At 65.1% G+C, this 18723-nt stretch carries 15 protein-coding genes and 1 riboswitch; of the genes, 12 read left to right on the top strand and 3 right to left on the bottom strand.

All coding sequences use genetic code 11. The annotated features are described in order from the left end of the window. Window positions 1–7: 7 nt before the first annotated feature. The 6 genes from xdhB to D9X30_RS12735 all read left to right on the top strand — a co-directional run bounded on the left by xdhB (window position 8) and on the right by D9X30_RS12735 (window position 8213). A complete protein-coding gene (gene xdhB / locus D9X30_RS12760) occupies window positions 8–2386 on the top strand; it encodes a xanthine dehydrogenase molybdopterin binding subunit (protein ID WP_153947565.1) in 2379 nt (792 codons plus the stop codon). Between the two features lie 36 nt (window positions 2387–2422). Continuing rightward, window positions 2423–3427 carry a xanthine dehydrogenase accessory protein XdhC gene (gene xdhC / locus D9X30_RS12755; protein ID WP_153947564.1) on the top strand — a complete coding sequence of 335 codons (1005 nt, stop codon included), beginning with the start codon at window positions 2423–2425 and terminating at the stop codon, window positions 3425–3427. A 43-nt stretch (window positions 3428–3470) separates the two neighbouring features. Continuing rightward, on the top strand, window positions 3471–4535 hold the full coding sequence (locus D9X30_RS12750) for an adenosine deaminase (protein WP_153947563.1): 1065 nt from the start codon (window positions 3471–3473) through the stop codon (window positions 4533–4535). A gap of 83 nt (window positions 4536–4618) precedes the next feature. Beyond that, window positions 4619–5962, top strand: a complete 1344-nt coding sequence (gene guaD, locus D9X30_RS12745) for a guanine deaminase (RefSeq protein ID WP_153947562.1) — start codon at window positions 4619–4621, stop codon at window positions 5960–5962. A gap of 174 nt (window positions 5963–6136) precedes the next feature. Further along, window positions 6137–7318, top strand: coding sequence for a fatty acid desaturase (locus tag D9X30_RS12740; protein ID WP_153947561.1), 1182 nt, complete (start codon window positions 6137–6139; stop codon window positions 7316–7318). Between the two features lie 67 nt (window positions 7319–7385). After that, window positions 7386–7607, top strand: a riboswitch (yybP-ykoY riboswitch). 30 nt (window positions 7608–7637) lie between these two features. Continuing rightward, entirely contained in the window at window positions 7638–8213 is a 576-nt protein-coding gene (locus D9X30_RS12735; RefSeq protein WP_153947560.1) for a TMEM165/GDT1 family protein, read from the top strand. 123 nt (window positions 8214–8336) lie between these two features. On the opposite strand, the gene D9X30_RS12730 is transcribed toward D9X30_RS12735, so the two are convergent. Both D9X30_RS12730 and uraH read right to left on the bottom strand, forming a co-directional pair. Continuing rightward, window positions 8337–9548: a urate hydroxylase PuuD gene (locus D9X30_RS12730; RefSeq protein WP_153947559.1), complete on the bottom strand. Its 1212-nt coding sequence runs from the start codon at window positions 9546–9548 to the stop codon at window positions 8337–8339. A 31-nt stretch (window positions 9549–9579) separates the two neighbouring features. Further along, window positions 9580–9933: a hydroxyisourate hydrolase gene (gene uraH, locus D9X30_RS12725; RefSeq protein ID WP_153947558.1), complete on the bottom strand. Its 354-nt coding sequence runs from the start codon at window positions 9931–9933 to the stop codon at window positions 9580–9582. A 346-nt stretch (window positions 9934–10279) separates the two neighbouring features. Between uraH and D9X30_RS12720 the strand changes: the two genes are divergently transcribed. From D9X30_RS12720 to D9X30_RS12695, 6 genes are all read left to right on the top strand, one after another. Beyond that, on the top strand, window positions 10280–11023 hold the full coding sequence (locus D9X30_RS12720) for a GntR family transcriptional regulator (RefSeq protein WP_153947557.1): 744 nt from the start codon (window positions 10280–10282) through the stop codon (window positions 11021–11023). A gap of 210 nt (window positions 11024–11233) precedes the next feature. Then, entirely contained in the window at window positions 11234–12640 is a 1407-nt protein-coding gene (locus D9X30_RS12715) for a nucleobase:cation symporter-2 family protein (protein ID WP_153947556.1), read from the top strand. A gap of 220 nt (window positions 12641–12860) precedes the next feature. Further along, a complete protein-coding gene (puuE, locus tag D9X30_RS12710; RefSeq protein WP_153947555.1) occupies window positions 12861–13805 on the top strand; it encodes an allantoinase PuuE in 945 nt (314 codons plus the stop codon). After that, window positions 13802–14323: a 2-oxo-4-hydroxy-4-carboxy-5-ureidoimidazoline decarboxylase gene (gene uraD / locus D9X30_RS12705; RefSeq protein WP_153947554.1), complete on the top strand. Its 522-nt coding sequence runs from the start codon at window positions 13802–13804 to the stop codon at window positions 14321–14323. The genes puuE and uraD overlap by 4 nt, the downstream gene beginning before the upstream one ends. Window positions 14324–14528: 205 nt before the next feature. Further along, window positions 14529–15605 (top strand): porin, encoded by a 1077-nt coding sequence (locus D9X30_RS12700; RefSeq protein WP_153947553.1) that lies wholly within the window; start codon window positions 14529–14531, stop codon window positions 15603–15605. 241 nt (window positions 15606–15846) lie between these two features. Beyond that, window positions 15847–16092 carry a hypothetical protein gene (locus D9X30_RS12695; RefSeq protein ID WP_029051014.1) on the top strand — a complete coding sequence of 82 codons (246 nt, stop codon included), beginning with the start codon at window positions 15847–15849 and terminating at the stop codon, window positions 16090–16092. A gap of 178 nt (window positions 16093–16270) precedes the next feature. Here D9X30_RS12695 and D9X30_RS12690 read toward each other — a convergent pair whose 3' ends face one another. Further along, complete coding sequence (locus D9X30_RS12690) at window positions 16271–18592, bottom strand: NADP-dependent malic enzyme (RefSeq protein ID WP_153947552.1); 2322 nt, start codon at window positions 18590–18592, stop codon at window positions 16271–16273. Between the last annotated feature and the right edge of the window lie 131 nt (window positions 18593–18723).

Raw genomic sequence — 18723 nt, 5'->3', positions numbered from 1 at the left:
AGCCCCCATGAACAAGCAAACCGAACCCTTCATGCTCGACGCCAGCGTGGCCGCCGAATCCACCCCGGTGGTCGGCATTTCGCGCCCGCACGAATCGGCCCACCTGCACGTGGCCGGCACGGCCACCTATACCGACGACATCCCCGAGCTGGCCGGCACGCTGCACGCCGCGCTGGGCATGAGCACCAAGGCCCATGCACGGCTGAAAAACGTCAACCTGGACCGCGTGCGCAAGGCGCCCGGCGTGGTGGCCGTGCTGACCGTGGACGACATTCCCGGCGTCAACGACTGCGGCCCCATCATCCACGACGATCCGATCCTGGCGAAGGACGTGGTGCAGTTCATCGGCCAGCCGATCTTCGTGGTGGTGGCGTCGTCCCACGACGCCGCGCGCCGCGCCGCCCGCCTGGCCGATATCGACTACGAAGACCTGCCCCCGGTGCTGACGCCCGAGGCCGCGCACGCGGCCGGCAGTTACGTGCTGCCGCCGATGCACCTGACGCGCGGCGAACCGGCCAGGCACATCGACGCCGCCCGGCACCGCGACCACGCGAAGATCCAGCTAGGCGGCCAGGAACAGTTCTATCTGGAAGGCCAGATCGCCTACGCCGCCCCACGAGAAAACGACGGCATGCACGTCTGGTGCTCGACCCAGCACCCGACCGAGATGCAGCACGCCGTGGCCCACATGCTGGGATGGCATGCGCACCAGGTGCTGGTGGAATGCCGCCGCATGGGCGGCGGCTTTGGCGGCAAGGAATCGCAGTCGGCCATGTTCGCGTGCTGCGCGTCGCTGGCGGCCTGGAAGCTGCTGTGCCCGGTCAAGCTGCGTCCGGACCGCGACGACGACATGATGATCACCGGCAAGCGCCACGACTTCACGTTCGATTTCGACGTGGGCCATGACGACGATGGCCGCATCGAGGGCGTGCGCGTGGAAATGGTGTCGCGCGCCGGCTTCTCGGCCGACCTCTCCGGCCCGGTGATGACGCGCGCCATCTGCCACTTCGACAACGCCTACTGGCTGCCGAACGTGCAGATCGACGGCTATTGCGGCAAGACCAACACGCAGAGCAATACCGCCTTCCGCGGCTTTGGCGGCCCGCAGGGGGCGTTCGCAATCGAGTACATCCTCGACAACGTGGCGCGCAACGTGGGCAAGGATTCGCTCGAAGTACGCCGCGCCAACTTCTACGGCAAGGGCGAGCGCAACGTCACGCCGTATGGCCAGACCGTGGAAGACAACGTCATCCACGAGCTGATCGACGAACTCGTGGCCACGTCCGGGTACCAGGCCCGTCGCGCGGCCACGCGAGAGTTCAACGCGAAGAGCCCGGTGCTGAAGAAGGGCATCGCCATTACGCCGGTCAAGTTCGGCATCTCGTTCAACGTGGCGCACTACAACCAGGCCGGCGCGCTGGTGCACGTCTACAACGACGGGTCGGTGCTGGTGAACCACGGCGGCACCGAAATGGGCCAGGGCCTGAACACCAAGGTGGCGATGGTGGTGGCGCACGAACTGGGTATCCGCATGGAGCGCGTACGCGTGACGGCAACCGATACCAGCAAGGTGGCCAACACGTCGGCGACGGCCGCATCCACGGGCGCCGACCTGAACGGCAAGGCCGCGCAGGACGCCGCGCGGCAGATCCGCGAGCGCCTGGCCACTTTCGCCGCCCGCAAGGCCGGCGTGGAGCCCGATGCGGTGCGCTTCAACGACGATCTGGTGATCGCCGGCGAACTGCGCCTGCCGTTTGGCGACCTGGCCCGCGAGGCCTACGTGGCGCGCGTGCAGCTGTGGTCGGACGGCTTCTACACCACGCCCAAGCTGTACTGGGACCAGAAGGCGCTGCACGGCCGGCCGTTCTACTACTACGCCTACGGCGCCGCGTGCGCCGAGGTGATCGTCGACACGCTGACCGGCGAATGGAAGCTGCTGCGCGCCGATGCGCTGCATGACGCGGGCAAGTCGCTGAATCCGGCCATCGACATCGGCCAGGTGGAAGGGGCTTTCATCCAGGGCATGGGCTGGCTGACCACCGAGGAACTGTGGTGGAACCAGAACGGCAAGCTGATGACGCACGCACCGTCCACGTACAAGATCCCGACGATCAACGACTGCCCGGAAGACTTTCACGTGCGGCTGTTCCAGAACAGCAACGTCGAGGACAGCATCCACCGGTCGAAGGCCGTGGGCGAGCCGCCGCTGCTGCTGCCGTTCTCGGTGTTCTTCGCGATCCGCGACGCGATTGCCGCCGTGGGTGACTACCAGGTCAACCCGCCGCTGCGCGCGCCCGCCACCAGCGAAGCCATCCTCGATGCGGTGGAAGCCGTGCAGGCCGTGATGGCCACGCAGGCCGCCAGCACTGAAGCCGTACCCGCCTGACGCCAGGCACGCCAGACAGCAAGAGAGACCACAACCATGCAGGACGCCCCGCTCAAACCGTTCCGCTTCGCCGATGCCGCCCGCTGGGTGCGCGCCGGCGTGCCCGTGGCGATGGTCACCATCGTCGACGTCAAGGGTTCCGCGCCGCGCGAGCCCGGCATCCGCATGCTGGTCACGGCCACCGACCTGGTGGGCACCATCGGCGGCGGCCATCTGGAATGGCGCGGCATGGATATCGCGCGGGCGATGCTGGCCAACCGTCATGTGCGGGGCAATCCACATCGCCGTATCGAGCGCATTCCGCTGGGTCCGGCCCTGGGCCAGTGCTGCGGCGGCGTGGTGAAGCTGGCCTTCGAGGTACTGGGCGAAGCCGACCTGGCGTGGCTCGATGCCGTCGAGACCGCGTTCCGGGCCGGTCGCGCGCTGCAACGCAGGGTGCCGCCGGACGGCGCCATCACGGTCGAAGCCAGCCGCGCGATGCTGCATACGGCTGTGCTGCACGCAGACGGTACGTGGACCGACACGCTGGTGCCGGACGACATGCACGTGGTGCTGTTCGGCGCCGGGCACGTGGGCCATGCGCTGGTCAAGGTGCTGTCGACGCTGCCGTGCCGCGTGCACTGGGTGGACGAACGCGACACGCTGTTCCCGGGCGGACTGCCCGACAGCGTGGAGGCCGAGGCCACCGATACGCCCGAGTCCGTGGTCGACCAGGCGCCGCCCGGCGCGTATTTCATCGTCATGACGCACAGCCACGCGCTGGACCAGCAGCTTTGCGAGCGGATCTTCCAGCGCACCGATTTTGCCTATTTCGGCCTGATCGGATCGAAGACCAAGCGCGCCAGGTTCGAGCACCGCATGGTGGAACACGGCGTGGACCCGGCACGCCTGCCGGAAATGACGTGTCCGATGGGGGTGGCCGGCATCACCGACAAGGCTCCGGCTATGATTGCGGTTGCCATCGTCGCCCAGCTGTTGCAGGTTCGCGAGCAGCGCATCGCCGCGCTGCGTGCCAACCGGCTGGAGGCGGTGCTTCCGTAACAGCACAGCCGTGATCCGGCTGTCAGCATAGAAAAGAGGCCCCATGACCATCGATGCCGCGCTGGCGGACAAGATCCGCCGTACTCCCAAGGCCGAACTGCATGTGCATATCGAAGGCACGCTCGAACCCGAGCTGATCTTCCGGCTGGCCCAGCGCAACCACGTCAAGCTGGCCTACCCCGACGTGGAGGCGTTGCGCGCGGCCTACGCGTTCACCGACCTGCAATCGTTCCTGGACATCTACTACGCCGGCGCCAGCGTGCTGCTGACCGAGGAAGATTTCTTCGACATGACGATGGACTACGTCAAGCGCGCCGTGGCCGACAACGTGCGCCATGCCGAGATCTTCTTCGATCCCCAGACCCATACCGAGCGCGGCGTGCCGATCGGCACCGTGATCGACGGCATTTCCGACGCACTGGCGCAGGCCCGCACCGAATACGATTTTTCCAGCAGCCTGATCCTGTGCTTCCTGCGCCACCTCTCGGAGGAAGACGCGTTTGCCACGCTGGAGGCCGCATTGCCCTACCGCGACCGCTTTGTCGGCGTGGGCCTGGATTCGTCCGAACGCGGCAACCCGCCCGAGAAGTTCGCGCGCGTGTTCGCCAAGGCGAAGACGCTGGGCCTGCACCTGGTGGCGCACGCCGGCGAGGAAGGCCCGGCTCAGTACGTGACCGACGCGCTGGACATCCTCAAGGTGGAGCGCATCGACCATGGCGTGCGTGCCATCGACGACGCCGCGCTGGTGGCGCGGCTGGCGCGCGAACGCATTGCGCTGACCGTGTGCCCGCTGTCGAACCAGAAGCTGAAGGTGTATCCGGACCTGCGCGACCATTCGCTCAAGCAGCTGCTCGATGCCGGCGTGGCCGTCACGCTGCACTCGGACGATCCGGCCTACTTTGGCGGCTACATGAACGCCAACTGGGAAGCCACGTTCGACGCGCTGCCGCTGGATGCCGCGGATGCCCACAAGCTGGCGCGCAACAGTTTTGAAGCGGCCTTCCTGCCTGCCGTGCAGAAGGCCGAATTCCTGGCGGAGGTCGACCATTTCTGGTCGGCCGCGCCCATGACCCCGCCCGCGACGGCCCACGTGACTTCCACAAGCTGAGCGGGCGCATACCCAGAACGCCGGATGCCGCGCCCGCTGCCAGACAGGCACGGGCGGGGCGCCGGCCGCCCCGAGACAAGACGATGACGACGACTTCCCCCGCCTCCGGCACCCATGGTGCCGTCACCCGCGCCATCCGCGGCCGCATCCTTCATTTTCTGCGCGACCCGCAGTTTCATGACGATGCCTATCAGTATTGGGAAGACGGCCTGCTGATCGTGACGGCCGGCCGCGTTGCCGCCGTCGGATCGTACGACAGCCTGGCGGGCGAGATGCCTGCCGGTGCCGAGGTGATCGACCATCGCGGCAAGCTGATCGTGCCGGGCTTCATCGACACGCACATCCACTATCCGCAGACCGACATCATCGCGTCGCCGTCGCCGGGCCTGCTGCACTGGCTCGACACCTACACGTTCCCCGAGGAACGCCGCTTCAGCGACGCCGCCTATGCGCGCGGCGTGGCCGACTTCTTCACCGACGAACTACTGCGCAACGGCACCACCACGGCCATGGTCTGGAGCACCGTGCACGCCGCCTCGGCCGACGGCCTGTTCGCGGCCAGCCAGGCGCGCAACATGCGCATGATCACGGGCAAGGTGCTGATGGATCGCAACTGCCCCGACTTCCTGCGCGACACCGCCGAGTCCGGCGCGCGCGAATCGGCTGACCTGATCTCGAAGTGGCACGGCAAGGACCGCCTGGCCTACGCCATCACGCCCCGCTTTGCGCCGACATCGACCGAAGCGCAGCTGGCCGCCTGCGGCGAGCTGGCCCGCGCCCACCACGACGTGTTTATCCAGACGCACGTGGCCGAGAACCGCGACGAGGTGAAATGGGTGGGCGAGCTGTTTCCCGACGCGCGCAGCTACCTGGACGTCTACGACAGTTACAACCTGCTGCGTCCGGGCGCGTTCTACGGCCACGCGATCTACCTGGACCCCGAGGACCGCCGCCGGCTGGCCGACAGCGGCGCGGCCGTGGCGCACTGTCCCACGTCGAACCTGTTCCTGGGCAGCGGGTTCTATGACTTCCACCAGTCCGACGCCAATCGCCTGAACGTGACGCTGGCCACAGACGTGGGCGGGGGCACGTCGTTCTCGATGTTCCGCACGATGAATGCGGCCCACAAGGTCGCCCGCATGGGCGGCTATCACCTGACCGCGCTGCGCATGTTCTACCTGGCCACGCGCGCCGCCGCCGAGGCGCTGGGCTGGCAGGACCGTATCGGCAGCTTCGAGCCGGGCTGCGAGGCCGACTTCGTGGTGCTGGACCCCGAGGCCACGCCGCTGATCGCGCGCCGCAGCCATCGCTCGGCATCGCTGGAGGAGCAACTGTTCGCGTTTGCGATGCTGGGCGACGACCGCGTGATCGACAGCGTCTACATCATGGGCGAGCAGGCTTCGGCCGATGCGCCGCTGGCAGCCTGACGACGGTTCGCCACTTCGACAAGGGGCTTTCCGGTCGCATGCGAACGAAAAGCCCCTTTTAAAGGTCTTGTATTGACCGGAATCAACACAACCGTCATCAAACCCTTCTAGCCTGTCGCATCCGTGCGCCCTCGAAGACTGAGCGCCACCGCATTCCGACTCGCTGGACCATCGATGACTGCCCGATCCGACACGATTTCCCCTGCCGATGCCCAAGACATCGGTACGGCGGCCGCCCCCGGCCCCTCCCGACAGACCCGCCCTTCCGGCAACGTTCCCCTGCCGGAACCGATCGCCTTCGAGGCACCATTTCCCAATCGCAAGACCATCCGCAGCTGGCTGATCCCGCTGGGCCGGCGCAGCACGTCGCGCGCGCTGTGCCTGTTCGCGTTCGACTACGCGCTGTTCGCGGCCGTGCTGGCCGGCGTGGTGCTGCTGTCGGCATGGTGGGCCAAGGTGGGCCTGGGCGTGCTGGCCGGCCTGATCATCGCGCGGCTGTTCATCATCGGCCACGATGCCTGCCACCAGAGCCTGACCGACCACCGCGGCCTGAACAAATGGCTGGGCCGGCTGACCTTCCTGCCGTCGCTGACGCCATACAGCCTGTGGGAAGTGGGCCATAACGTGGTGCATCACGGCTACACGAACCTGAAGGGCTTCGACTTCGTCTGGGCGCCCTACTCGCTGGAGGAATTCCGCGCGCTGCCGCGCCGTCGCCGCGTGATGGAACGCATCTACCGCAACGGCTTCGGCGCCGGGCTGTACTACCTGATCGAAATCTGGTGGTTCAAGCTGTTCTTCCCGAGCAAGCGCCAGATGGCCACGCGCCGCGCGATCTTCATGTGGGACTGCGCGCTCGTCGCGGCCTTCGGCGCGCTGTGGATCGGCGCGCTGGCGTGGCTGGCCATTGCCACGGACCAGTCCGTGCTGCTGATGATCGGCACCGGCTTCGTGCTGCCCTTCCTGGTCTGGAACACCACGGTCGGCTTCGTGCTCTATGTGCACCACACGCATACGAGCGTGGCCTGGTACGACACCAAGCCGATGTGGGCCAAGGCCCAGCCGTTCGTGTCGACAACCGTGCATCTGCGCTTCGGCATGGGGATTGGCGCGGCACTGCATCACATCATGGAGCACACGGCACACCACGTGGACATGAGCGTGCCGCTGTACCAGCTCAAGCGCGCCCAGGCGCTGCTCGAGCACGCGCTGCCGGGACGCATCATCATCGAAAACTTCTCGTGGCGCTGGTACTTCCAGACCGCGCGACGCTGCAAGCTCTACGACTTCAAGGCGCTGTGCTGGACCGATTTCCGCGGTCGGCAGACCAGCGAGAACAGCCCGGTCCCGACCTGAGAATCATTCGCAAAGTATCGTAAAAAAGCCAGATTGATGGACATCATCCATCGGTCTGGCTACAATGCGGGCTTCCATTGGGGAGTAGCCGCCCTGATCTCACCGCGCCGCGCAATGCGGCACCCGGAAGACAGGGGCGTACGTCAACAGACTTGACCAAATGCCGACATGGCAGGCGGTTATGGCGTGCGCAGCCAAGGACCTTGTGTCCGACGCCTGGCGAGACCGATGACCATACCTTTCTGGCCGGGCCGGGAAAGGTGTGTGTCATTGGCATCTCGCGAGATGCGTTTGCGGCCCGGTTCATGCACCAATAAAAATGGAATCGTTCCTCGTCTCCACAGGTATCGTCGCGCTCGCCGAAATGGGCGACAAGACGCAGCTGCTGTCGCTCGTGCTGGCCGCACGGTATCGCAAGCCCCTTCCCATCATTCTCGGCATCCTGATCGCCACGCTGGTCAACCACGGCTTTGCCGGCGCGCTGGGCGGCTGGATCACCGGCATGCTGGGCGCCAACCTGCTGCGCTGGATCCTTGGCCTTGGCTTTATTGCGATGGCAGGCTGGATGCTGATTCCGGACAAGCTCGACGACGCCGAGGAAGCCAAGCCGGTCAAGGGCGCGCTGGGCATCCTGGGCACGACGATCGTGGCGTTCTTCTTCGCCGAGATGGGCGACAAGACGCAGATCGCCACGGTGGCCCTGGCGGCGCGCTTCCATGGTGAAGTGCTGGCTGTGGTGGCTGGCACGACGTTCGGCATGATGCTGGCCAACGCGCCGGCCGTGCTGCTGGGCGACCGCTTCGCCAACAAGATGCCGATCGCGCTGGTGCACAAGATTGCCGCGGCGATCTTCCTGGTGCTCGGCCTGCTGGCGCTGTTCAACGTGGGCGGCTGACGCCCATCGGCAGCAGACATAAAAAAACGGGGCCGAAGCCCCGCTCAAACCCTCGCCGGTCCGGTACAGCCGGCTGCCGACTGCGCAGCCTCCGGACCGTCGATCACCGATGCCCGGTCAAAATCAGTTGGTCGTCTTGGCGCCGCCCTCGAACCACTGGCCCAGCAGCGCGCGTTCGTCGTCCGTAATCTGGGTCACGTTGCCCAGCGGCATGGCCTTCTGCTGCACGGCCTGCTGGTAGATCAGCTGGGCGTGCGACTTGATACCGTCGACGCTGTCGAGCTTGATACCCTTGGCGGCCGTCGGCATCATCTTCGGCTGCTCGGCGTGGCACTGCACGCAGCGCGTGTTCATGATTTCCTGAACCTTCACGAAGCTCACGGCCGTGGCAGCGGCGTCGCCGTCGGCGCCTTTGGCCACTTGCTGGCGCGGCTGCGGAGCGATCAGGAATGCCACCAGGCCCAGGCACGCCACACCGGCCGTCGGCCACGCGAAGTTGATCTTGCCCTTGTGCTTCAAAATGAAGAACTGACGGATCAGCACACCGGCCAGCATGACCAGGATCAGCACCAGCCAGTTGTTCTTGGCCGCATACGTCATGCTGTAGTGGTTCGACAACATCGCGAACAGAACCGGCAGCGTGAAGTAGGTGTTGTGCACGCTGCGCTGCTTGCCGCGCTTGCCGTGGATCGGGTCCACCGGCTGGCCGGCCTTCAGGGCCGCCACCACCTTGCGCTGGCCCGGGATGATCCAGAACAGCACGTTCGCGCTCATGATCGTGGCGATCATCGCGCCGGTCAGCAGGAATGCCGCGCGGCCCGAGAAGATATGGCACGCCGCGAAGGCTGCCACGGCCACGTACACCGCCACCAGAATGCCCACGGTCCGGTCGCTCTTGCCGAAGATGCGGCAGATCGCGTCATAGACCACCCAGCCGACGATCAGGTACGTCACGGCAAAGCCGACGGCTGCGCCGGGCGACATGTCGTAGACGTTCTTGTCGATCAGGAACGTGCTGGCGTTGAACAGGTACAGTACCACCAGCAGCGCAAAGCCGCTCATCCACGTGGAATACGACTCCCAGTAGAACCAGTGCAGGTTCTCGGGCAGCGACTTGGGCGCGGTCAGGTACTTCTGCGGATTGTAGAAGCCGCCACCGTGCACGGCCCACAACTCGCCGTCCACGCCCTTGTCCTTCAGGCCCGCATCGGTGGGGCGCGTCAGGCTGTTGTCGAGCCAGACGAAGTAGAACGACGAACCGATCCAGGCGATTGCCGTGATGACGTGCAGCCAGCGCAACAGCAGATTGGCCCAGTCGAGAATGTAGCCTTCCATGACTTGTCTCCTTGTTCCCGTCCGCCTTGACTCAGCTGCCGCGGTAGGTCGAATACGACCACGGCGACACCAGCAGGGGCACGTGGTAGTGCGCGTTCGTGTCGGCAATGCCGAAACGCAGCGTCACCACATCAAGGAATGCCGGCTCGGGCAGCTTCACGCCCTGGGCACGGAAGTAGGCGCCAGCGCCAAAATCGAGTTCGTAGACCCCGGGCTGCAGGTCGGCGCCTTCCAGCAGGGGCTGGTCGGCACGGCCGTCGTGGTTGGTCTGGATCGACTTCAGGGTCTCGCGACGATTGTCGACAATTTTATGCAGGGTAACCGACATGCCGGCACCGGGCGTACCGGCGGCAGTGTCGAGAACGTGAGTGGTCAAGCGTCCCATCCTGTTCTTCCTTTGGAGTGTGGGTTGTGAGGGGCGCCGCTGCCTTCACTAGCACCATTTGTGGGAAATGGTGCCCGCTCGGTACGTGTTTCAACGCATCCCGGCGCTGGATTGGTGCGAGGCGACAATGCGCCCGCCCTATCCTGATGACAACTCGGTAAATACCCGTAGTTGTCGAAAACCTTGGTCGGTTTTGTTGACAATGGTGCTTGCATATCCAAATAATTGTCAACAATTTTTAGATCGGCGAAGCCAAATGATCGATATCAAGACCCTTGATGTTGATGCGTGAACGGCTCGCTACGATCGCTGACCATTGCCTGTCCCGCTTCCACGAGTGCCCAGCATGTCCAAGAATCTCAAGCTGATTGCCGCCGCCGACGCCCTGCCCGCGTCCACCGATAACAAGCCCGCCCGCAAGGGGTCGGTGGAAGAGCGCATGTATCACGAGATCTACGACGCGATCATGGAGCACCGGCTGCCGCCCCGGACGAAGCTGACCGAGCATTCGCTTTGCGAAATCTATGCCACCGCACGTCACACGGTGCGCAAGGTGCTGTCGCGCCTGGCCGCCGACGGCATGGTCGATCTGGAGCCGAATCGCGGCGCGTTCATCGCGAGCCCGTCCACCGACGAGGCCCATGACATGTTCGAACTGCGCCAGATGCTGGAACGCGCGGTGCTGGAAAAGCTGGCCGCCATGCCGAACGTGCGCACCGTGATCGCCCCGCTGCGCAAGATGGTCAACGACGAACGCCAGGCCTTCCTGACCCACGAGCGTCCCACCTGGATCCGTCTGTCCGCCGAATTCCATACCGCACTGGCCGACCTTTCCGGCAACGAACTGCTGGTGACGATGATGCGCCGGCTGGTGTCGCGCACCACGCTGATGATTGCCAGCGTCGAAGCCCCCGGCCACAACGCCTGCTCGTTCGACGAGCACGACGACATTCTCGACGCACTGGAACAGGGCGATGCCGCACTGGCCCAGTCGCGCATGGCGCACCACCTTGGCGCCTGCGCCGACCGCGTGCAACCGGACGAACCCGGCAACTTCGATCTTCGCACCGTGCTGGGCCGCTCCACCTAGCACGATGTTCCCGCCGCCGGGCAACAGAGACCCCCTGTTGCCGATGCCATCCCGCCGGCTTTCCGTCGCTGATCAAGCCCGCCAGAGGCGCGACTGAAACCGGACAAGAACCGCCAACAAACGCCCTCGACAAGACGCGACGACAAGGCGGTCAAGGGTGGAACCCGGCGTGCGTTCCCATCGAAACCAAAGGAGAGGAGACACACACCCATGAATTCCGCAAGCACCACGGTCCCCACGGATCTGACAAACGAGCGGCTGCCCTCCGGGCGGTTGCTGGCGCTGGGCCTGCAGCACGTGCTGGTGATGTATGCCGGCACGGTTGCCGTTCCCCTCATCGTCGGCGGTGCGCTCAAGCTCCCGAAGGACCAGCTGGCCTTCCTGATCAATGCCGATCTCTTCGCGGCCGGCCTGGCCACGCTGATCCAGGCCATCGGCTTCTGGAAATTCGGTATCCGCATGCCGGTGATGATGGGCGTCACGTTTGCGTCGGTGGCGCCGATGATCGCCATCGGCAACGATCCCAACGTCGGCCTGCTGGGCATCTACGGCGCGGTGATCGCTTCCGGGGTGTTCGGCATACTGATTGCGCCGATGATGGGCCGCATGCTCGGACTCTTCCCGCCCGTGGTCACGGGCACGGTGATCACGCTGATCGGCGTGTCGCTGATGCGCGTGGGCATCAACTGGGCGGGGGGCGGCCAGCCCACCACGCGCGCGGTGATCGACGGCGTGGTCAAGGACGTGCCGAACCTCGCGTATGGCGACCTGGGCAACCTGGCCATCGCCGGCCTGACGCTGCTGGTCATCCTGGCGCTCACCCGCTATGGCCGCGGTCTGGTCGCCAACTGCGCGGTGCTGCTCGGCATCATCATCGGCACCTTCGTGTCCATGGCGTTCGGCAAGGTGTCGTTCGACGGGCTCCATGACGCCAGCTTCGTGGCCGTCATCACGCCGCTGCACTTCGGCATGCCGACGTTCCAGCTTACCGCCGTGCTGTCGATGTGCATCGTCATGCTGATCACGCTGGTCGAATCGACCGGCATGTTCCTCGCCTTGTCCGACATCACCGGCCGCAAGCTGAGCACGAAGGACCTGACGGCCGGCCTGCGCGCCGACGGCCTGGGCACGGTGATCGGCGGGGTATTCAACACGTTCCCGTACACGTCGTTCTCGCAGAACGTGGGCCTGGTCACGGTGACCGGCGTGCGCTCGCGCTACGTGGCGGCGGCCGGCGGCCTGATCCTGATCGCGTTCGGCCTGTTCCCGAAGATGGCGCATGTGGTGGCCTCGGTGCCGCAGTTCGTGCTGGGCGGTGCCGGCATCGTGATGTTCGGCATGGTGGCGGCCACCGGCATCCGCATGCTGGGCGGGTGCGATTTCAACCGCAACCGCCACAACCTGTTCATCGTGGCGATCTCGATCGGCTTCGGCATGATCCCGACCCTGTCGCCCACGCTGTTCCAGTACCTGCCCAAGTGGACCGACCCGTTCACGCACAGCGGCATCGTGCTGGGCACCATCGTGGCCGTGGCGCTGAACCTGTTCTTCAACGGCATCCAGTCGGCCGAGGAAGCCATGCGCAACGCCGCCGCGAACACCCACGGCACGGAGTAACGCCACACGCCAACGACGAACAATCGACGCTCGACAATCGGACTCGACAATTGCGAACGGACAATCCACGACACGTTGCGCACGGTTGTCAAGTCTTTCGCCGGAAATCTGGCACGCGCTTTGCGTAAGCCAGTGCGCTCCAGGTTCCGGCCACGCCCTCGCCCGAATAGCGGGTCGGGGGCAGCAGTTTGGATTTCTCTCCTGAAGCAGACACAACGAGATGACACACGATAACTATCCACGCGATCTCATCGGCTATGGCGCCCAGCCACCGCACGCCCGCTGGCCGGGCGGTGCGCGTATCGCGCTGCAGTTCGTGCTCAATTACGAAGAAGGCGGCGAGAACTGCGTGCTGCACGGCGACGCCGCGTCGGAGCAGTTCCTGTCCGAGATCGTCGGTGCCGCGGCTTACCCCGCCCGGCACATGAGCATGGAAGGCATCTACGAATATGGTTCGCGCGCCGGCGTCTGGCGCATCCTGCGCGAGTTCGAGCAACGCAAGCTGCCGCTGACCATCTTTGGCGTGTCGATGGCCCTGCAGCGTCATCCTGAACTGACGCGCGCCTTCGTGGAACTGGGCCACGAGATCGCCTGCCACGGCTGGCGCTGGATCCACTACCAGAACATCGACGAGGCTACCGAACGCGAGCACATGCGTATCGGCATGCAGATCATCAAGGAACTGACCGGCGACATGCCGCTGGGCTGGTACACCGGCCGCGACAGTCCCAACACGCGCAAGCTGGTGGTCGAACACGGCGGCTTGCTGTACGACGCCGACTATTACGGCGACGACCTGCCCTTCTGGACCGAGGTGGAAGTCACCGGCGGCGACAAGAAGCCGCACCTGGTGGTGCCATACACCCTCGACTCCAATGACATGCGCTTTGCCACGCCGCAGGGCTTCAACACGGGCGAGCAGTTCTTCCAGTACCTGAAGGACGCGTTCGACGTGCTGTACGCCGAAGGCGATCCGCGCGGGCTCGATCAGCCGAAGATGCTGTCGGTGGGCATGCACTGCCGCCTGCTGGGCCGCCCGGGACGTTTCCGCGCGCTGCAGCGGTTCCTGGACTACGTGCAATCGCACGACAAGGTATGGATCTGCCGGCGCGTGGACATCGCGCGCCACTGGATCGACACCCACCCGTACCGGAGCCAGGCATGAGCCCGAACCCCTACACCATCACCCAGCTGAATGCGATGCCCGAGGCCGAGTTCATCCAGGTACTCGGCGGCATCTACGAACACTCGCCGTGGTTTGCCGAAGCGGCCGCGAAGCAGCGCCCGTTTGCCAACGTGGCCGAACTGGCTGCCGCGCTGCGCGGCGCCGTTGACGCGGCGGGCCAGGAGGCCCAGATCAAGCTGGTGCGCGCCCACCCGGAGCTGGCCGGCCGCGCCGCCGTCCGCGGCGAGCTGACCGCCGAATCCACGCGGGAGCAGGCCGGAGCCGGCCTGGATCAGTGCACGGCCGAGGAATTCCAGCGCCTGCAGGACCTGAACGCGGCCTACAACCGCAAGTTCGGCTTCCCGTTCATCCTGGCCGTGCGCGGCTACGACCGGCACGGGATCATCGACGCTTTTGCAAGACGTATCGAAAACGAGCCGGCCGTGGAGTTGCAAACATGCATCAACCAGATTCATCGCATTGCGCAGTTCCGCCTGAACGACTTAGTATCCGCCTGAAAAAAAATCCACGGCAGTAAAGAGAGAGAAATTCAGGAACGTTCAGCGACGCAGCATCGCTGTAAAAAAAGTCTCCGGCCGCGCCGGTGCCACTGCTACTGGCAGACACCGTGCGCGGCCGAGAGACAAAGCAGAAGAAGACCCCGCCAGGGTCCCGGCACACAAGAAAACGTTCTGAGCAGCATCACAACCACGGAGGTCTTACATGACGAAGCAGTACAAGCCGGCTATCAAGCTGGCGGCAATCGCGGCCACCCTTTTCTCCGGCGCAGCCATGGCCCAGTCCAGCGTGACGCTGTACGGCATGGCCGACGCTTTTGTCGGAGGTGTCAAGGCACCGGGCTCGGGCGACCGTGCCTACGTTGTCAATTCCGGTGGCATGCAAACCTCGTACTGGGGCATCAAGGGTACCGAGGACCTGGGCATGGGCACGAAGGCCATCTTCGACCTGAACGGCTTTTTCCGCCCGGACACCGGCAGCACGGGCCGCTTCACCGGCGACTCGATGTTCAGCCGCAACGCGTTCGTCGGCCTGACGAACGACAAGTACGGCACGCTGAAGCTGGGCCGCAACACGACGCCGTACTTCGTGTCGACCATCCTGTTCAACCCGCTGGTGGACTCGTACACCTTCAGCCCGATGATCTTCCATACGTACTTCGGTACGCCGGGCACGGGCCTGTACGATCCGGGCATCATCGGTGACTCGGGCTGGAACAACTCGCTGGTCTACTCGACGCCGACCTTCGGCGGCCTGACCGCCAACCTGATCTACGGCATGGGCGAGTCGGCTGGCAGCAACAGCAAGAACAAGTGGGGCGGCAACCTGACCTACTTCTCGGGCAACTTCGCCGCCACGGTGGCGTTCCAGCAGGTCAAGTTCGACGTTGCACCGTTCGACCCGCAGAACCCGGCGCTGGCCAACCTCGACAAGCAGTCGGCCGTCCAGGCTGGCGTGACGTACGACTTCAAGTTCGTGAAAGCGTACCTGCAAGGCCAGTACATCAAGACGAACTTCACGACCAGCACCACGGGCGACATCAAGCACATCGACGGCCAGGCCGGTGTGTCGGTGCCCGTCGGCGCGGGTAACGTGCTGGCGTCGTACACGTTCGGCCGCGTGCTGAACGAAGTGACCAGCATCAAGCGCAACACGTTCGGCGTGGCCTACGACTACAACCTGTCGAAGCGCACCGACGTGTACGCCGCGTACTACTACGACAAGGTCACGGGCGTAGAGCACGGCGACACCTTCGGCGTCGGCGTCCGCCACCGCTTCTGATCACGGCAGTCGGCTACACCCGCAGCACTGAAGCCTGCCCGCGCGGCAGGCTTTTTTCTTGCGCGCGGCAGTCACCGTTGCGCCACAATGCTGCGCCGCAGCGCGATCTTGCGCAAATGCAGCAGGATCGGAAGCCATTGCTCCATAGCGCGATTCAATTGGCGGCGCCCCCCTGTTCTACCTAGATTGGTCTTCCGGACTGTGTGCCGGACCACGTAAACCAGGACGAGTGAGGTGACGCATGCGGCGCTATGTGAAATCCCGATCGGAACTGATGGCCATCCTGAGCCAGTGCCTGGACAACAACCCCGAATGCGGCGAGGTGGAGTTGCATGCGATGCGCGTGCATTCGCCGGACCACACGGGTTGCAACTGGAGTGCTGAGGTCGATTTTCGCCAGGACACCTTCGACGATTTGGCACAGCAGATGGCCGCGGCCCGTTCGATCATCGTGGTGATGCGGGAGCAGTACAACGTGCTGCAATAGCCAAGGTCTTCTTGGCTGGGCACACGCCACCCGTGCGTACTGACCCGCCGACGCGCTGACACCCCGGCAGACGTGCCAGCGCACCGACAAAAAAAACCGGGCCCCGAGAGACTCTCGCGGCCCGGTTTCCTTTTAAGACCATCAGATCTGCAAAACTCTCAGATCAGAATGCAGGTGCTTAGCGGATCGCGCCAGCCTCCGCAACCGCCACGGCCGTCATGTTGACGATGCGGCGGGTGGTGGCCTGCGGATTCAGGATGTGAACCGGCTTGGCGGCGCCCAGCAGGATCGGGCCCACCGTCACGCCCTGGCCGCCCGTCATCTTGAGCAGGTTGAACGCGATGTTGGCCGAATCCAGCGTCGGCATGACCAGCAGGTTGGCGCTGCCGGCCAGCTTGGTGCCCGGCAGGAAGTGGCGGCGCACGTCTTCATCCAGCGCGGCGTCGCCCTGCATTTCGCCTTCCACTTCGAGCTCCGGTGCCACGCGGGCCAGGATCTCCGCCGCGTCGCGCATCTTGCGCGCCGACGGACGGTTCGACGAACCGAACATCGAGTGCGACATCATGGCCACCTTCGGATGCAGCCCGAAGCGGCCGATTTCCTTGGCCGCCAGTTGCGCGATCGCGGCCAGTTCCTCGGCGCTCGGATCATCGTTGACGAACGTGTCGGTGATGAACAGCGTATGTTTTTCCAGCATCAGCGCGTTCATCGCGGCGAAGACCTTGGCGTCCGGCGCCAGGCCGATCACGTCACGCACGTGTTCGAGATGAGCCTCGAAGCGGCCGACCGTGCCGCACAGCAGCGCGTCGGCATCGCCCATGTGCATCAGCATCGTGCCGATCAGCGTGTTGGAGCGGCGCAGCGCCACCTTGGCCATGTCCGGCGTCACGCCATCACGGCCACGCAGCGCGTGGTATTCCTCGTGATAGGCGCGGTAGCGCGGATCGTCTTCCGGGTTGATCAGTTCGAAGTCGGCACCGGCGCGCAGGCGCAGGCCGGCCTTCTCGATGCGCATCTGGATCACGTGCGGGCGGCCGATCAGGATCGGACGGGCCAGGCCTTCGTCCACCACACCCTGCACGGCGCGCAGCACGCGCTCTTCCTCGCCCTCGGCGTAGGCCACGCGCTTCGGCGCGGCCTTGGCGGCCGAGAACACCGGCTTCATGATCAGGCCGGTGTGGTACACGTAGCTGGACAGCTGCTGGCGGTAGGCTTCCAGGTCCTTGATCGGACGCGTGGCCACGCCCGACTCTTCCGCAGCCTTGGCCACTGCCGGCGCGATCTTCTCGATCAGGCGCTGGTCGAACGGCGTCGGGATGATGTAGTCGGGGCCGAACTTCAGTTCGCGGCCGCCGTAGGCCGCGGCAACGGCATCGTTCAGTTCGGCTTCGGCCAGCTCGGCGATGGCCTTCACGCACGCCAGCTTCATTTCCTCCGTGATCTTCGTGGCGCCGCAATCGAGCGCGCCGCGGAAGATGTACGGGAAGCACAGCACGTTGTTCACCTGGTTCGGATAGTCCGAACGGCCAGTGGCGATGATGCAGTCCGGACGGGCGGCCTTGGCCACTTCCGGGCGGATTTCCGGTTCCGGGTTGGCCAGCGCCAGGATGATCGGCTTCTCGGCCATGGTCTTGACCATGTCGCCGGTCAGCACGCCCGCGGTGGAGCAGCCCAGGAAGACGTCGGCATGCTTGACGATGTCGGCCAGCGTGCGGTCCGCCGTGTCCTGCGCGTAACGGGCCTTGTTGGCTTCCATGTTCGCGTCGCGGCCCTGGAAGATCACGCCCTTCGAGTCGACCACATACACGTTCTCGCGCTTCACGCCCAGGCTGACCATCGTGTCCAGGCAGGCAATGGCTGCAGCGCCCGCGCCCGACACGGCCACCTTGACCTTGCCGATTTCCTTGCCGACCACCTTCAGGCCGTTCAGCAGTGCCGCGGCCGAGATGATGGCGGTGCCGTGCTGGTCGTCATGGAAGACGGGGATGTTCATGCGCTCGCGCAGCTTCTTCTCGATGTAGAAGCACTCGGGCGCCTTGATGTCCTCGAGGTTCACGCCGCCCAGCGTGGGTTCCAGCGCGGCGACGATCTCGACGATCTTGTCCGGGTCGCGCGCATCGAGTTCGATGTCGAACACGTCGATGCCGGCGAACTTCTTGAACAGGCAGCCCTTGCCTTCCATCACCGGCTTGCCGGCCAGCGGACCGATGTCGCCCAGGCCCAGCACCGCCGTCCCGTTGGTGATCACCGCCACCAGGTTGGCGCGCGAGGTGTACTCGGCGGCCATCGCGGGGTCCTTGTGGATCTCTTCACAGGCGTAGGCCACGCCCGGCGAATAGGCCAGCGACAGGTCGCGCTGGTTCGACAGCGCCTTGGTGGCCGTTACCTGGATCTTGCCCTTGGTCGGGCTGCGGTGGTATTCCAGCGCGGCCAGACGCAGTTGCGCTTCGGGGCTGTTCGGGGCGTGTTGCGGTGCATCACCGCTGGTCTTGCTGCTCATTCTGCTTGTCCGGGAAGAGAAGGCGAAAAAAATCGAGCAGCCATTCTATGCCCACCCTTCCCCTGCCGGAAGGGCTTTGCCTGGGTCCGGACAGTGTTTTTACGGCGCAGCGTCGAAAAACTCCTTTTACT

The sequence above is a fragment of the Cupriavidus sp. U2 genome (assembly GCF_009663685.2).
GTDB lineage: Bacteria > Pseudomonadota > Gammaproteobacteria > Burkholderiales > Burkholderiaceae > Cupriavidus > Cupriavidus necator_C.
The sequence above is the reverse complement of the archived record's forward strand: the minus strand, read 5'-3'. Positions and strand labels throughout refer to the sequence as shown.

Coding starts and splice junctions, on each gene's coding strand:
- xdhB (WP_153947565.1), top strand. CDS start 8: ATGAACAAGCAAACCGAACCCTTCATGCTCGACGCCAGCGTGGCCGCC.
- xdhC (WP_153947564.1), top strand. CDS start 2,423: ATGCAGGACGCCCCGCTCAAACCGTTCCGCTTCGCCGATGCCGCCCGC.
- D9X30_RS12750 (WP_153947563.1), top strand. CDS start 3,471: ATGACCATCGATGCCGCGCTGGCGGACAAGATCCGCCGTACTCCCAAG.
- guaD (WP_153947562.1), top strand. CDS start 4,619: ATGACGACGACTTCCCCCGCCTCCGGCACCCATGGTGCCGTCACCCGC.
- D9X30_RS12740 (WP_153947561.1), top strand. CDS start 6,137: ATGACTGCCCGATCCGACACGATTTCCCCTGCCGATGCCCAAGACATC.
- D9X30_RS12735 (WP_153947560.1), top strand. CDS start 7,638: ATGGAATCGTTCCTCGTCTCCACAGGTATCGTCGCGCTCGCCGAAATG.
- D9X30_RS12730 (WP_153947559.1), bottom strand. CDS start 9,548: ATGGAAGGCTACATTCTCGACTGGGCCAATCTGCTGTTGCGCTGGCTG.
- uraH (WP_153947558.1), bottom strand. CDS start 9,933: ATGGGACGCTTGACCACTCACGTTCTCGACACTGCCGCCGGTACGCCC.
- D9X30_RS12720 (WP_153947557.1), top strand. CDS start 10,280: ATGTCCAAGAATCTCAAGCTGATTGCCGCCGCCGACGCCCTGCCCGCG.
- D9X30_RS12715 (WP_153947556.1), top strand. CDS start 11,234: ATGAATTCCGCAAGCACCACGGTCCCCACGGATCTGACAAACGAGCGG.
- puuE (WP_153947555.1), top strand. CDS start 12,861: ATGACACACGATAACTATCCACGCGATCTCATCGGCTATGGCGCCCAG.
- uraD (WP_153947554.1), top strand. CDS start 13,802: ATGAGCCCGAACCCCTACACCATCACCCAGCTGAATGCGATGCCCGAG.
- D9X30_RS12700 (WP_153947553.1), top strand. CDS start 14,529: ATGACGAAGCAGTACAAGCCGGCTATCAAGCTGGCGGCAATCGCGGCC.
- D9X30_RS12695 (WP_029051014.1), top strand. CDS start 15,847: ATGCGGCGCTATGTGAAATCCCGATCGGAACTGATGGCCATCCTGAGC.
- D9X30_RS12690 (WP_153947552.1), bottom strand. CDS start 18,592: ATGAGCAGCAAGACCAGCGGTGATGCACCGCAACACGCCCCGAACAGC.